Source organism: Salinibacillus xinjiangensis (assembly GCF_009649735.1).
Taxonomy (GTDB): domain Bacteria; phylum Bacillota; class Bacilli; order Bacillales; family Alkalibacillaceae; genus Salinibacillus; species Salinibacillus xinjiangensis.
Window position 1 is genome coordinate 1 of the sequence record NZ_WJNH01000010.1, and the last position, 15,354, is coordinate 15,354.

The window sequence follows — 15,354 nt, forward strand, 5'->3', positions numbered from 1 at the left end:
TTACGATCCGAAAACCTTCATCACTCACGCGGCGTTGCTCCGTCAGACTTTCGTCCATTGCGGAAGATTCCCTACTGCTGCCTCCCGTAGGAGTCTGGGCCGTGTCTCAGTCCCAGTGTGGCCGATCACCCTCTCAGGTCGGCTACGCATCGTGGCCTTGGTAGGCTTTTACCCCACCAACTAGCTAATGCGCCGCGGGCCCATCTGTAAGCGACAGCAAAAGCCGTCTTTCATCTTCGAACCATGCAGTTCAAAGTGTTATCCGGTATTAGCCCCGGTTTCCCGGAGTTATCCCAGTCTTACAGGCAGGTTGCCCACGTGTTACTCACCCGTCCGCCGCTCGTTCCACNGGCCCATCTGTAAGTGACAGCAAAAGCCGTCTTTCATCTTCGAACCATGCAGTTCAAAGTGTTATCCGGTATTAGCCCCGGTTTCCCGGAGTTATCCCAGTCTTACAGGCAGGTTGCCCACGTGTTACTCACCCGTCCGCCGCTCGTTCCGCTAACGTCACCCCGGAGGGTTCAGTTAGCTTCCCGCGCTCGACTTGCATGTATTAGGCACGCCGCCAGCGTTCGTCCTGAGCCAAGATCAAACTCTCCAAAATAGTATTGGATGTTTAAAATCCAAAAAGCTCATAATTAAATCAAATTGCTATTAAAATAGCGAATTGACGTACTGGTTGGTTTGNAGCCCCGGTTTCCCGGAGTTATCCCAGTCTTACAGGCAGGTTGCCCACGTGTTACTCACCCGTCCGCCGCTCGTTCCACTAACGTCACCCCGGAGGGTTCAGTTAGCTTCCCGCGCTCGACTTGCATGTATTAGGCACGCCGCCAGCGTTCGTCCTGAGCCAAGATCAAACTCTCCAAAATAGTATTGGATGTTTAAAATCCAAAAAGCTCATAATTAAATCAAATTGCTATTAAAATAGCGAATTGACGTACTGGTTGGTTTGTTCAGTTTTCAAGGTTCGAATAATGTTACCTCTCAAAATAGCGACTTTATTAATATAACAAATTAACAAGTTTGTGTCAATAACTTTTTTAATTTGTTTTTGCTTCGCTGTGACAGCGACAAAAAATAATATAACATATACATTCTAATTAATGCAATGATAAATTTTAAAAACCGCAATTTTTTCCTGGCAAAATTTTGTTGTCTTGCCGTTAAAATGCCTTGTTTTTTGCGGCAGATATATAATATAGCACGGTATCATAACTTGTTCAACACCAAATCACTATCCAATTTTTGTCATAACATGATTGCACTTTAAGAGGTACGCTACCTACCACATCTGACTCTTCATCTATTTACAATAGAAGAAACTCATCCATAGTAATACAGATTTCTTAGCTTGAATAAAAGTTACTTTTTAAACCAAGCCCAATTCCCACTAGACACTTCACCCATATTTATAAATACGAATATGCTGTACAAGAGAATTCGAGGTGGTGATTCAAATCAAAGAGCTTTATCAAAATACACCAACGAATCAAAAGCAGCTTAATCCTTGGGAAAAGTCCATCCTTAAACAATTCGAGGCTAAAATGTCCGATAAAGACAGACCATTCCCATGTATACCTGCGACTATAGGCTTCTCGCTAAACCACCTAAGGTATGGCTTTATAGGTGACCCGAGAAAACACACTACTATTTTAGAACTTTCATCCCTATTGAAAACTTTCACAGAGGTCTCAAGAAATATTGGGAACTATGCATCTCTTATTGTGTTTTATGAAATTCCAGTGGATATGAAGAACAACTACTCCGTTGAACAATATGAGCAATTATTTTGGTACCAATTAAATGAACTAGCCGCCATTGATGACGAGATATGGCCAGAGGAGATTCCAACCGATCCCCATCGCCCGTTGTGGGAGTTTTGTTTTCATGGTGAAAAGTATTTTATGTTTTGTGCAACTCCTGCCCACACGAATCGTAGGAGCCGACATTTTAATACCATGATGTTAGCCATTACGCCAAGATGGGTTTTAAAGGAATTTAACAAATCCCAAAATCAAGCTAAAAGGATTAAAGAACGAATCAGAAGGAGACTATCCCAATATGACTCCATCTCCGTACATCCTGATTTAAACAGCTATGGAGCAGAGGATAACTTTGAATGGAGACAATATTTCATCAGAGATGATGATACTTCCCTATCTAAGTGCCCCTTCCACCAATTTCTTAATATATGGAAGTAACGAAAAAAGACTACAATTAATCGTGTAATTGTAGTCTTCAGTATCTATAGGAGGAACTACATATAATGGAGAAGGAGGGAATTGAACCCTCGCACTGCCATATGCAGTGGGCCACCCATTTGGCCAGATAACTTCTCCATGGCTCCACAGGTAGGATTCGAACCTACGACCGATCGGTTAACAGCCGATTGCTCTACCACTGAGCAGCTACTGTGGAATGATGCAATCCTTTACTATTATGATTCGGATTCCAAGTTTTTATACAGTAAAAAGGATCCAATCTCCTTAAAGAATTGGACCCTTTTTTATTTAGACTGAAGCAACAGCTTCCTTAATTGGCGTATTTCCTGTCACAACCTGGAACTGCTTCCCGATTGTTTTCTCATTTTCTAGGGCAGCCACAATCACTCTTGCTACATCCTCACGTGGAACTTCACCGCGGTCCACTCTTGGCGCTGCCTGTACTTGCCCCTTGCCTTCATCATTTGTTAACGCACCTGGTTGGACAATCGTATAATCCAAATCTGTACGCTTTAACCACTCATCCGCATAATGCTTCGCGGCTACATATGGTGCAAAGGATTCAGGTGCTGATTGAATCGCCTCGCGTGTTGTATCAAAGGAACTTACCATCACAAACCGTTTCACACCAGCAACCTTAGCTGCCTCGATGGTTTTTACCGCACCATCTAAATCAATCATGATCGTTTTATCTTTTCCAGTGTGCGGACCAGAGCCTGCCGTAAATACAATGGCGTCCACTCCCTCAGCAGCCTTGGCAATTGCATCGATATCGTCTTCAAGATCCACCACTGCCGTTTCCGCACCTAAATTTTCAAAAAAGGAAGCCTGCTCCTGCTTGCGGATCATTGCTCTCGCATCCAGGCTGTCACTCTCTTGAATAAAAGAAACAAGATGCTTTCCAATTTGCCCATTTGCTCCAACTACAAGAACCTTCATTTTCTTCATCCTTTCTATGTAAATAGTGTAAATCCCAATTCCCATTTATTGTGGGTTCCTTATTTTTATCCTAAATCGAAAAAAGATGAATGTCTAGAAAACGGCTTCTAAACCTAATTGAATATTATGTCAATTTAATCTAATATAAGAAATAACTGAATTTAATAAGGAGGGCCCGTATTGAATCCTATACATAAACTATCAGAAAAAGATTTTAAGGATATATTCTCTTTATCCCAATTCGCCTTTCAATACAGATTGAGTGACGAAGAAATCAAAAAGAAAACAGAAGAAACGAAACGACATGTCATTTGGGGCATTAAAGAGGGTGATGAGCTAGCAGCCAAGCTTCATCTCATCCCGCTGTCCTGCTACATCAATGGAAAAAGCTTTCCAATGGGAGGCATTAGTAACGTTGCGACCTGGCCTGAATTTCGCAGGCAAGGAATGGTCAAGCAATTATTGGCTCACGCCTTACAATATATGAAAGCCAATGGCCAAACGCTCTCTTTTCTACATCCCTTTTCCTTTCCGTTTTACCGAAGATATGGTTGGGAATATACATTTAATGAGAAAGAATACACCATTCCCATTGAAAAATTTAAGAAAAAATGGGAAACCAAAGGCTACATGAGACGAATCAAGCACGATTACACATTGCTCGATCAGGTTTATAACGAGTACGCGAAAAACTATAACGGCATGCTCAATCGTGATGAAAAATGGTGGAAACAACGGGTGTTGAAGGAGGAGTATCAGGTCGCTGTATCCTATGATGAACATGAAGCAGCCGCTGGATATGTGATATATCAAGTAAAAAAAGACATCATGAACATTATGGAATTGGTATATACCAATCTTGCAAGTCTGAAACAACTACTAGAGTTCATCGGCAACCACGATTCCATGGTGAAAAAGGTAGAAATGGTCGTGCCTGAAAATGATACCCTTCCGCTTCTAATAGATGAGCCACGCTTCGAGCAAAAAATTAATCCTTATTTTATGGCTCGCATTGTGGACGTCCAGAAATTTTTAAAGGATTTTTCTTATGAACAGCCATCAGACGAATCAGCAACTTCTATAGCAATCACCGTGGAGGATGACTTTTTTCCAGAAAATAGCGGTACCTATTTCATCCAGCCATCTAGTAACAATGTTTCATATAGTCGCTCAGTGGTGAAATCAGAGAGCATTCAGTGTTCCATTCAAATATTAACCGGGATGTTTTTAGGCTTTAAACGCCCCATGGAATATTATGATACTGGTTTATTGAGTGGGGATGTTTCATCAATTCAACACCTTGAGAAGTTGATTCCTCATCGCCAGACATTTCTGGCTGACTTTTTTTAGAATCTATGTGATCAGACACTCAACAGCGTGCGTGCCGTTTGAGTGTCTGATTTTTTTGGTTTAAGGTGTGCCGATGCAGTGTTTCAGCATTTGGGCTGGTATCTTTAGCGATTTTGTGGTGGTCTTTAGTATATTTTTGGACTTTAGCATTTGGGTAGCGTTCTTCAGCATGCTTGGGCTGCGGTTCAGCTTTTATTTACTGTTCTTTAGTGAAACGACGCGACACTTTAGCATTATCACTCGTCTTCAGCTTTTGAGGCTCAAACTCTAGCATTTCAAGGCCCTTTTTCAGCATCTGCTAGGGCTTCAGCATAACTGGAGCATTTTTTAGCCAACTCGCGGTAGACTTCAGCCTCCTCCTCACCAACTTCAGCATATCAACCCATGACTTTAGCATTCCACCACCTATCTTTAGCATCTTCTCGGCCTTCAGCATAGCGAACCCATAACGGACTTAAGCAAGCACACCCATCTCACAAAAGAAAAAGAGACCCCCCCCAAGGATCCCTTTCAACTAAAGCAATATCTTAACCCCAAACTTCCTCAGCAATCTCCACAATAAACTTCAACTTATTCCACTGCTCTTCCTCAGTCAGCTTATTCCCATGATGAGTTGATGCAAAGCCACATTGCGGACTTAAAGACAACTGTTCTAGCGGAATATGTTTAGTAGCCTCGTGAATACGAGCTTTAATCGCCTCTTTATCCTCAAGCTCACCATTTTTAGAAGTCACAAGGCCTAAAACAACTCTTGGCCCGTCATTCGGAATGTGCTCAAGTGGTTTAAAATCACCAGAACGCTCATCGTCATATTCAAGGAAAAATCCATCTACCTTTTCCTGTGCTAGCAAGGTAGGTGCAATCAAAGAATAGCTGCCTTCGAATGCCCATGTAGATTGGTAGTTTCCACGACATAAGTGCTGAGTGACAATCAAGTCCTCAGGCTTATCCTCAAATACGCCATTAATCACACGCAAGGCTAAATCAATTAAATAGTCTCTGGAATATTTTCCATCATTAAACGGAATTTCTGGTGAAGAAAGGCCGGCAATATACACATCGTCAAGCTGCAAATAACGAACGCCTGCATCATAAAAGGTCTTCACAGCATCGCGATAGGTTTGAATAATATCCTCAGCATATGCTTCAAGGTCGGGATAAACTTCCGGATTATGAATTCCAGCGTTAAACAGCTGGTTAGGACTTGGAATCGTCTGCTTCACCACGGCACGACCATCTACAATCTCATTCAACTCAACAAAGTCCTGCACAAATGGATGGTCTGGGTTAAATGAAATCTTTCCCGTGTTTCGCACATCATATTTTTCCGTTTCAACACCAACGAATTTATACCCAGTCTCTGGTACATAGCCCTCAATTCCGTTCAAATGCTCCAAAAAGTCTAGATGGAACCAGGTGCGACGGAATTCCCCATCGGTTACAACCTGAAGGCCTAGCTCAATTTGTTTATCGACAACTCGCTTAATCTCACTGTTTTCAACCTCGCGTAATTGCTCTTTTGTAATGTTTCCCTCTTTAAAATCCTTTCTCGCTTTATGTAGGTTCTCTGGTCGTAAAAGACTCCCAACGTGATCTGCTCGAAATGGCGCTTTCGTTAAAGTAATAGACATCTTCATTCCCCTTTTCTATATTTTTTGTTCGGCAAATGCTAGACCAATTAAAAAACCCTCTTCATCCATAAGAAGAGGGTTAGATTATGTAACATCATCGCTCTTCTTATCTTCTAGCATTGCGCTACTGGAATTGGCACAGTACTGAATTCAGTCTGTTGCCGAGGCTTCGTCGGGCCAGTCCCTCCACCTCTCTGGATAAGAATTGTAAAAATATTTAATTATTAATCAATACAATACAGGTATTGAATTGGAAAGTCAAGAAGAAAATCCAAAATCATATCCAACATATGAAAAGTCTTCTACATAACCCAAACCCTTCGCAATCGCGACTGAAGGTCTATTTTCCACCATACAATCCCAATACGGATGAACTCCCTCATCGAAACAGGCCTGCAGATAATAGTGGGCAAGCTTTTTCGCTAGCTTCTTCCCACGATGTTCTTTTACCGTTTCAATCGCAATGGTATGCTCTCTACCACTAGAATAGTTGGAGTAACAGACAGCCACCACTACCTGGTCTTTCATCACACAATAGCCCATGCCCCTTTCCATAAAATCCTCCATAGTCGACCAGGATTCCAGCACTTTGTCCCGCATAAAATGGTGGGAAGCAGAGTTTAACAAATCAATGGAAATCCGGTGAATCTCATAATTACCCGCGATAGTAGGCTCCATGGCTTTTCGATATTGATCAGAATTAATTGAATAGACCCTTGACGTCCAACTTCCTAATTCGCGGTGTGGAAATAGCTTTGGGATAACCTTGCCCCACTGATCATTAGACCCAATTGCTTCAAAGCAGTCAAGACCTTCCTTTTTCGCTGCTGGGGCGATAACTAAGTCTATAAATGAATTGATGTGCTCGTTAAAATGTGGGTTTCGTTCGTCGCCGATAAAGAAAAACCCATCATGATCCCCTAGCCAAACGAGCGCGGTGTTAGGCGAATCCACATCATCGACAAACACTCGACCAGGATTGTGCCCATGGATAATCGCTTTCACCTCTATATGCCTCTGGTTATTGGCCAATTCCTGACACTTTGAAAAATCCTTTTTATTTAACTCGTAAATCACGGCATTCCCCTCATTTCAAACAGACTTATACACTTTGCTAAAATGATCCGCTAAAGCCCGCTCATTTCCTATGTCTATAAATCTACTAAGATAGTCTTTGATCCTCATATGTATGGTATTAATCACGTGTTGAAATTCATCTTTATGATTCTCATAAAAATCATAATTAATGTCCCGAATAGCATAGATCCACCTTTTCCCAATGTGTTTCACCTTAATTTGGACTAAATCAATGCAAAGTAGCTCATAAAAAAATTCCTCATCAAAATACTCGATTTGAATGGTAGCCTCTTTTGGATTATTCTTAAGTTCAGATTTTGTAAATGAGATGCTGACTCCGTTCACTTCTTTTAACATAACCCCAGTCCCCTTTCCGAATCCAATACGTTATAATTCGACATAATGAGCGAAAATCCTTTCTAAAAAGGATTTAGCAAAATACTGGGGATCTATAGCCGAGTCACATTGAATTTCAGCATCCTCCACTCGATCTTTAGCAATCTAGTCTCCAACTCTAGCATTTACCCCGCTCTTTAGCTTTTCTCCTCCTAAGTTCAGCATATCCGCCTACACCTTTAGCATCCTCACCCCCAACTTCAGCATATCCCACACACTCCAAGCAGCCCCACCAATCATCCAAAAAACAACTATTGACACAACCATATCTAGTGCCGTAACATGAAGAATGTAACTACATATAGCATTACCAATAAATATGGTGTCAAACTAGATTTGATGACTTAATAGGGAATCTGGTGAAAGTCCAGAGCTGTCCCCGCAACTGTAAGTGCTGACGAGTGAAGATGAATCCACTGTCTATTTCATTAGATGGGAAGGCCTTCATGAGGTGAAAGCACAAGTCAGGAGACCTGCCATATTTATCGCGTGTTATCTTCTTCGGGAGTTGAGGAGATAGAACGATGGTATTTTACTAGACAGGTCTCACACGACATACACCGAAAGAAATTTGTCTATTATACATATCAACGTCTCTTCAGATCCCATCCTCTTGTTAAGAGTGATGGGATTTTTATATCCTCGACTCCTCATTCTATTAAGAAATGAGGAATTCTATGAACCAGCCATTATCATCACACGTTTCCAGAACCATTCAAACGAAGCTTGTTTTACCACCTGATACCAACCATATCGGGACGATTTTTGGTGGGACTGTTTTATCTTACATTGATGAAATTGCGGCCATTACAGCGATGAAGCATAGCAAAAAGGTCGTCGTCACAGCCTCCATTGATACGGTGAACTTCCTATCATCAGCGAGAGTTGGGGACATTTTGATGCTTGAAGCGGTTGTCGTTTCAACTGGCCGAACCTCGATGGAAGTGTACGTCAAGGTAGAGTGCGAGAATTTGGAAACCGGTGATCGAACCTTGACTACTACCTCAATTTTAACCATGGTCGCCACCAACCAAGACGGAAAACCAACTAAGGTTCCAGGGGTAATTCCGGAAACAGAGGAAGAGCAAGCACTTCATCAAGAGGCACAGGCTAGAAAACATAGACGTTTAAAGGAGAATGAAAAATGAGTAGTCAAATACAAGTCCATTCAGAAATAGAATCAGTTATCAAGCTGCTAGAAGAGGCGGAGGATCAATATGGTATCGACACCTCACACGTAAAACAGCAAATCACAGCAGAGTCCACCCAATCCGTACATCGGCAGGCTTTATGGTATACATTAAATCAAATTTCAATGGACCAGCCGGACTGGACCTTCCTTTCAGCACGGCTGTATGTGGAGGATTTATATCAAAAAGCAGCGCAGAATAGAGGCTATCACCGCGACCAAAAATATGGTGACTTCCATCATCTCATTCAGACGCTAACAGATATGGGTATTTATTCGTCCTCCCTGCTACAGCATTACTCCAAGGAGGAAATCGCTGAACTCGGAAATGAAATCAAGCCAGAGAATGATAAGCTATTCAATTATATTGGGTTATTTTTACTTGCCGATCGCTATCTTGCCAAGGATTATGACGGGAACCTTTTCGAACTCCCGCAGGAACGGTTTATGATTATTGCCATGACTTTGATGCAGCATGAATCGAAGCACCAGCGTCTTGAGCATGTCAAAGAAGCCTATTGGGCACTGAGCAATCTCTATATGACTGTCGCAACACCAACACTATCCAATGCAGGCAAAAGCTTTGGCCAGCTGTCCTCTTGTTTTATCGATACGGTTGATGATTCGTTGGACGGAATCTATTTAAACAATTGGGATGTAGCTAGACTCAGTAAGGATGGTGGTGGAATTGGGATTTATTATGGAAAGGTCAGGGCTCTGGGGTCTGATATTAAGAAATTCAAAGGCAATTCATCCGGCATCGTCCCCTGGATTCGACTAATCAATGACACCGCGGTGAGTGTCGACCAGTTAGGGCAACGACAAGGAGCGGTCGCCGTTTACCTCGATGTTTTTCATCGTGATGTCATGGATGGCTTTTTGGATTTAAAAACAAACAATGGGGACGAGCGGAGAAAGGCCCACGATATATTCACAGGCGTGGCCATTCCAGATTTGTTTATGAAAAAGCTGCAGGAAGTTGATGAAAATGGACGGAGTGTTGGGGAGTGGCACACCTTCTGCCCCCATCAGGTCAAACAATTTATGGGCTGGAAGGACGAACATGGTCAAGCACTAGGTCTTGAGGACTTTTATGATGAGGACGACGAAAAATACTTCACCCAAAAGTATGAAGAAGCGGTCAATCATCCGCTACTACCGCGGAAAACCTACAGAGCTATGGACATCATGGCCCGAATCATGGTCTCACAGCTTGAAACTGGCACCCCGTATATGTTTTACCGGGATGAAGTCAATCGGCAAAACCCGAATAAGCATATTCGCGGTGAGGGACGAACGTCGATTTTTTGCAGCAATCTCTGCACAGAAATTGCCCAAAACATGTCACCAACCCTCAAGCAAAACGAATATGAGGATGAAGATGGAAATATTGTGATTGTTCGCAAGCCGGGTGATTTTGTGGTGTGTAATTTATCCTCCATTCATTTACCTAATGCTGTTCGCGGACAAGTGCTGGACCGCTTAATCCCGATTCAAATGAGGATGCTCGATAATGTCATTGAGTTAAACACCATTTCTGTCAGCCAAGCCGCCATCACCAATCAAAAATATCGGGCCGTGGGATTGGGAACCTTTGGCTGGCACCATTTGCTCGCATTAGAGGGGATTTACTGGGAATCTGATGAAGCCGTTGAATATGCAGACCGCCTTTATGAAGAGATTGCCTATTACACCATTCAAGCCTCAATGGAGCTGGCCCAGGAAAAAGGCGCCTACTCGAAGTTTCCAGGCTCGGAATGGCAAACCGGGAAGTACTTTACACGGAAGCAGTACACCTCAGAAAGATGGCAGGCACTCAAAAGGGACGTTGCCAAATATGGGGTTCGGAATGGCTGGATGATGGCCGTTGCACCCAATTCGTCTACTGCTAAAATTGGTGGCTCAACCGATGGCATCGACCCAATCTATTCGGTCGAATACGCGGAGGAAAAGAAAAATTTTAAGTTTAAAGTTACGCCGCCGGACTTAAATCACAACACATACGCTTATTACCGTCGTGTCAGGCACGAGCTCGATCAATCATGGAGCATAAAGCAAAATGCTGCCCGGCAGCGTCACATTGACCAAGCCATCAGCTTTAATCTGTATGTACGTCATGACATTAAGGCAAAGGATTTACTCAACCTTCATTTGACCGCATGGAAAGAAGGATTAAAAACGACCTATTACGTCAGAAGTACATCTCAAACTGAAATTGAAGCATGTGAGGCATGCCATAGCTAAGGAGGAGAAATCATGGAAGCATTACAGAAAATTAAGCTGCTCAATCCGGCATTTCCGAACAAATCAACCGGTATCATCAATGGCCGCGCATCTGGAATTTTAAATTGGAATCACATTGCCTATCCGCAAATGTATCAGCTATATCAGACACTACTCGCGAATTTCTGGAAGGCACAGGAGATTAATATGCAGGATGACATCAAGCAGTGGGATCAGCTGTCCGCCCATGAGAAGGATGTTTTTCTCAGGATTAATACACAGCTCGCTTCCCTTGATAGTCTGCAAACACCAACCATGACCCAGGTGATGGACTATGTGACAGACCCTAGCTTCAAAGCAATTTTTGCGGTTGTTTCCCAGCAAGAGGCAGTGCACAATGAATCCTATTCCTACATTTTGAGCTCATTAATCCCTTTAAGTGAGCAAAAGGAGCGTTTTAATGAGGCAAAGGATGACCCAATCGTTCGGAAACGTAATCAATTTATTTTAAACACGTATGAAAAATTTAGAGCGAACCCTACCCCACAGCATTTATTTGAGCTAGGGATTCAGTCAATCAATTTAGAGGGCATCTTTTTCTATGCAGGCTTTGCGTTCTTTTACCATTTAGCCCGGCAGCAAAAAATGGTGAAAACGAGTACTATGATTAGCTACATTCAGAGAGATGAAATGCAGCATGCTTATTTTATCACTCAGTTTGTTCGAATTCTTTTAACCGAAAACCCTGAGTTAAATACGGAGGACAATATCCAATATGTTTATGACTCTATTGACCGAGCTGTTCAGCTAGAAAAGGAATGGGCTCACTTTATTTTGAAGGATATTGACGGAATTGACCTCACAGAATTTGAGGACTATTTAGAGTATCTCGCCAATAAGCGTTTCCGGCAATTAGGTCTGGAAAATGTATATGTAGAACGAGAAAATCCTATGCCATGGATTCATGTTTTTTCTGATGAAATGATGAACGAAACCAAATCGGATTTCTTTGAACAAAAATCCCGCACCTATACAAAGGTGTCAGAGGAAAATGGCTTTGATGAGTTGTAGGTGCTCTCCATGAAGGTAGCCATTGTATATACGTCTGTCACTGGAAATACAGAGGGGCTGGCCAACCGGATTGCCCAGCAATTTGAAAGATGTCAGTGTGAAGTCGAGGAATATCGAGTCGAGGAATTTTTGTTGGAATGGGTAAAGGATTTTGATATTCTTGTCATTGGCACCTATACCTGGGGAAATGGAGAGGTGCCTGAAAAGATGAAGCCATTACTTCGGGACCTGCAAAGACTTGAACTGCCTCACCTTGTCACAGGTGTTTTTGGTACAGGAGATCGTTTCTTCCCGCACTTTTGTGGGGCAGTGGATCACTTTAAAAATGTCCTGATGAATAGGACGAAACTGGCTGTCACGCTGAAGGTAGAACTATTTCCTCAAAAACAGGATGAAACGAAATGTTTGAAATTTGTAGAAAAATGCATGATGAAAATGAAAATTCCCTTATGATCTAAATTAAATAGTCACCTCAAGTTTCCTGATTGGGTGTTTCCTCACCTTATTTATGAAACAATTCATCCCGATCAGGAGCTTGAGGGGGCTCTTCTATCCATTTGTTATCAATCATTATTTCCAGTCCATCCTTGGCAAAGAAAGCAATTTCAACAGAGAGCCTTTGGTAATTAATGACTAAATCATATCTCATACTTGCCGTTGAAGCCGTAGCATAGTTTCCTTGACCACTAGCACTTAAGACGTCGATTAAAAACATCATCAACTTATCTGAAAAAACACGAGTTGTAGAATCTGTGATCCCGTTATCCCAAGTCATAGGTGTACTGAGGTCAGAAGCTGACAAAAATTCTGCAAATATTTTTTTATGTTTGTGTGAAATCTCCTTCCCTCGTTTCATATACGCCATCACTTCTTGTGAATTCGTTGTCTGAGCAAAGGCTGTACTAATCATTTCACCAACTGAATTGGTTTTGATATTTTGGAAAAGATGTGTGATTTCGATGTTATTTAATGGGCGTTTTTTAAAAGGACTTAGTCCACTTAATAAGTATTTTTTTCCTTCGATAAACTCAATTTTATTCGGCTTTGACACATAAGGGGGTCTAATGTACAACCCTTTCGATAAAGCTGTATCAATAGCTACATTTAACAATGAAGAATTTTCAGTTAGAAACCCTGTAAACAAGTTTCGGATGTCACTTCTAGTAGAGGTTCCTTGTGAAATACTCCAAGCTAACATCCCAGCTGTACTAAGGTTTTCGACAAAAGCAAGCATAAAAGGATCTGTAAATATCCTTGGAGCTTTCAAGTCCACATCAGCCTCAGAAAAGCCAAAGGGAATGACCATTTCCTCCTGTTGATAGATATGCCCAATTTCGTTGACTGCTTTTTCAGCTATCGTCAACGCACCTTCTATCACTTTTTGTATATCTTTATCCTCCACTGTCTCCTGAAAGTATTTCAAGATTTGAACAGACATACTATTTTGCATATATTGCGTCCAAAGCATCCCAATTTCCGCCGAAGTTAATGGGGGCTTATCCATAGGAAAATTTCTTCCCTTCCATTTATATTTTTTAATAACAGTATATCCAACTAAAGAACTATTATTAAAAAACTGACATTTTGCTTAAATACGCGCGTTCAAAAAGGGGTTCCATGCCACAAGACATGGAACCCCACTCAACTATATTATGACATAACCTGCCGCTCAACCTTTTCCAACTCATTAACAAATGCTGGCTTATGATGATAGGTTTGCTTTAATTTTCTTACCATAGCATCAAACTTCGCATCGCCACAGGCTTCCTCGTAAATTTTCATCTTCTTACTCACGGCCCGATATTCCTTCCGATTGGATGCCATCTCGGCCTCATCTTCCAAATAACTTGTAAAGATTTCTTCAACCTTGTTTCTATATCCTTCCAATAAATAAGGATAGAGTTCGAGAACAGTAGCTGGCGATTGTTCACAGTAGGTAAGGATTTTATCACCCCGATCCTCTGCCTTTGCTATATATTCATACATATGAGGCAGATGACTGGATTGGTTCTCCAGTGCTTGGAACATTTCTTCGACAACTTGTAGCCATTCTTCCGGAGAATATAATTCCTTTAGCTTACTATAGGCTTCATATTCATTGTCGTAAACAAATTCAAGCAGGAGTTCCTTTTGCTTATCGATATCCTTCAGCATCTCATAAATTTGTAACCGATAACGTTTCCACTTTTTCACTAATCCAGGATACTTGCTATCGTTCTCTTCCCCTTCTTCACAAAGCTTTAAGGCAGCAGTATAGTTTGTATTTTCCATCTCTTTTTTAATCGCCGTTTCTCTAAATTCATCAAATTGCAGGTTCTCACCGATAAACTGCTGCACCTTCTCCAATTCCCCATTACGCTCGAGGATTTTCAACTGAAGTTGTTTAATCAATTGCTGATCGTAATCCGACGACCAGGAGGATTGTGTGGAAACTTGTGTGAGGAGTTTATCCAGTGTGGATTCCAACTTCTCTCTGGCAGTTGACCTAGCAGAATAGATGGTACACACATCCAACAGCTCATGCCGGATATCCGTCCAACCATCATAGCGCTTATGCATGGCTTCCTTTAGGATGAGCTGAAACATATTCCCCTGCACACGATGTCCCGTTGAGAAAAGCGCATTGGAGGAGGCATCTCTTAATAGGGAAATGCTTTCATTTACAATAAAGCCAATTTCTCCACCCGAATCATCCGTATACTGAAGCATATCCATCACCATGGAAACGACAGTAACCCCCAAACGAATGGCAGTCTCTTCTTCCCCACTCATGAGCTTATCCCGGCCCTTTTCCAACACCATCTCCGCTCCCTGAAGCGCAGCATGCACATTTCGCCAGGAAATAAATCCGCGTCGCTTGTTATCATTGATGTATTGTCGAATTAGTTGTTTACTAGCCTTCACTTCATCATTTGGGGTGATAATTTTAAACTCTACCTGCTTCTCAACATCCTCATCCCCCTCGACTAAGTCCATCACTAATTCTACTAACTCCTGTTTTGTAAGCTTAGATATCTTTTTATGCAAATCCAAATCGTTAATCCCCTTCCCCTTCAACAAAAACTTCTATTATATAGTTTAGCATAAACCCGGGAAGGCTTCGCAAATGAAAATGTAAATCGGACATGTGTAATGGGTTTTTTAATGTCCCAGAGTAGGGTACTGAGGCAGGGAACAAAGTTTAGCAAATGACTACCGTAGTTCAGCAGTTACTCCTCCAATTTTAGCTTTTCAAGACAAAACTTTAGCCGATTAG

The 15,354-nt window shown here is 41.9% G+C and carries 12 protein-coding genes, 2 tRNA genes, 1 rRNA gene and 2 riboswitches; of the genes, 6 read left to right on the forward strand and 9 right to left on the reverse strand.

What is annotated here, in order from left to right; all coding sequences use genetic code 11:
• Window positions 1–604: ribosomal RNA gene (locus tag GH754_RS14705) — 16S ribosomal RNA — on the reverse strand; the annotation flags it as partial.
• 844 nt (window positions 605–1,448) lie between these two features.
• Between GH754_RS14705 and GH754_RS14710 the strand changes: the two genes are divergently transcribed.
• On the forward strand, window positions 1,449–2,201 hold the full coding sequence (locus GH754_RS14710; protein ID WP_323742051.1) for a YqcI/YcgG family protein: 753 nt from the start codon (window positions 1,449–1,451) through the stop codon (window positions 2,199–2,201).
• A 66-nt stretch (window positions 2,202–2,267) separates the two neighbouring features.
• Here GH754_RS14710 and GH754_RS14715 read toward each other — a convergent pair.
• The 3 genes from GH754_RS14715 to GH754_RS14725 form a co-directional block, all read right to left on the reverse strand.
• Window positions 2,268–2,339 (reverse strand) — tRNA-Ile (locus GH754_RS14715).
• A gap of 1 nt (window position 2,340) precedes the next feature.
• A tRNA-Asn gene (locus tag GH754_RS14720) sits at window positions 2,341–2,418 on the reverse strand.
• Window positions 2,419–2,510: 92 nt separating this feature from the next.
• On the reverse strand, window positions 2,511–3,161 hold the full coding sequence (locus GH754_RS14725) for an SDR family oxidoreductase (RefSeq protein ID WP_153729451.1): 651 nt from the start codon (window positions 3,159–3,161) through the stop codon (window positions 2,511–2,513).
• A gap of 180 nt (window positions 3,162–3,341) precedes the next feature.
• Between GH754_RS14725 and GH754_RS14730 the strand changes: the two genes are divergently transcribed.
• Complete coding sequence (locus tag GH754_RS14730; protein WP_153729452.1) at window positions 3,342–4,511, forward strand: GNAT family N-acetyltransferase; 1,170 nt, start codon at window positions 3,342–3,344, stop codon at window positions 4,509–4,511.
• Window positions 4,512–5,038: 527 nt separating this feature from the next.
• Here the strand turns inward: GH754_RS14730 and GH754_RS14735 are convergent.
• From GH754_RS14735 to GH754_RS14745, 3 genes are all read right to left on the reverse strand, one after another.
• Window positions 5,039–6,142, reverse strand: a complete 1,104-nt coding sequence (locus GH754_RS14735; protein ID WP_153729453.1) for a 5-methyltetrahydropteroyltriglutamate--homocysteine S-methyltransferase — start codon at window positions 6,140–6,142, stop codon at window positions 5,039–5,041.
• A 103-nt stretch (window positions 6,143–6,245) separates the two neighbouring features.
• Window positions 6,246–6,347: riboswitch (SAM riboswitch) on the reverse strand.
• A 53-nt stretch (window positions 6,348–6,400) separates the two neighbouring features.
• Window positions 6,401–7,219, reverse strand: coding sequence for a GNAT family N-acetyltransferase (locus GH754_RS14740; protein WP_153729454.1), 819 nt, complete (start codon window positions 7,217–7,219; stop codon window positions 6,401–6,403).
• Between the two features lie 15 nt (window positions 7,220–7,234).
• Window positions 7,235–7,576 (reverse strand): hypothetical protein, encoded by a 342-nt coding sequence (locus GH754_RS14745; RefSeq protein WP_153729455.1) that lies wholly within the window; start codon window positions 7,574–7,576, stop codon window positions 7,235–7,237.
• A gap of 342 nt (window positions 7,577–7,918) precedes the next feature.
• Window positions 7,919–8,110: riboswitch (cobalamin riboswitch) on the forward strand.
• Window positions 8,111–8,292: 182 nt separating this feature from the next.
• Here GH754_RS14745 and GH754_RS14750 point away from each other — a divergent pair.
• Genes GH754_RS14750 through GH754_RS14765 form a run of 4 tightly spaced genes read left to right on the forward strand, consistent with a single transcriptional unit; the run spans window position 8,293 to window position 12,551 of the window.
• Entirely contained in the window at window positions 8,293–8,763 is a 471-nt protein-coding gene (locus tag GH754_RS14750) for an acyl-CoA thioesterase (protein ID WP_153729456.1), read from the forward strand.
• Entirely contained in the window at window positions 8,760–11,048 is a 2,289-nt protein-coding gene (locus GH754_RS14755) for a ribonucleoside-diphosphate reductase subunit alpha (protein WP_153729457.1), read from the forward strand. Before GH754_RS14750 ends, GH754_RS14755 begins: the two co-directional genes overlap by 4 nt.
• 12 nt (window positions 11,049–11,060) lie before the next feature.
• Complete coding sequence (locus GH754_RS14760; RefSeq protein ID WP_153729458.1) at window positions 11,061–12,098, forward strand: ribonucleotide-diphosphate reductase subunit beta; 1,038 nt, start codon at window positions 11,061–11,063, stop codon at window positions 12,096–12,098.
• A 9-nt stretch (window positions 12,099–12,107) separates the two neighbouring features.
• Window positions 12,108–12,551 (forward strand): flavodoxin domain-containing protein, encoded by a 444-nt coding sequence (locus tag GH754_RS14765; RefSeq protein WP_153729459.1) that lies wholly within the window; start codon window positions 12,108–12,110, stop codon window positions 12,549–12,551.
• Window positions 12,552–12,600: 49 nt separating this feature from the next.
• Here GH754_RS14765 and GH754_RS14770 read toward each other — a convergent pair whose 3' ends face one another.
• Together GH754_RS14770 and GH754_RS14775 are read right to left on the reverse strand one after the other, a co-directional pair.
• Window positions 12,601–13,602: a DUF3231 family protein gene (locus tag GH754_RS14770; protein ID WP_153729460.1), complete on the reverse strand. Its 1,002-nt coding sequence runs from the start codon at window positions 13,600–13,602 to the stop codon at window positions 12,601–12,603.
• A gap of 146 nt (window positions 13,603–13,748) precedes the next feature.
• Window positions 13,749–15,131 carry a DUF6880 family protein gene (locus GH754_RS14775; protein WP_153729461.1) on the reverse strand — a complete coding sequence of 461 codons (1,383 nt, stop codon included), beginning with the start codon at window positions 15,129–15,131 and terminating at the stop codon, window positions 13,749–13,751.
• Between the last annotated feature and the right edge of the window lie 223 nt (window positions 15,132–15,354).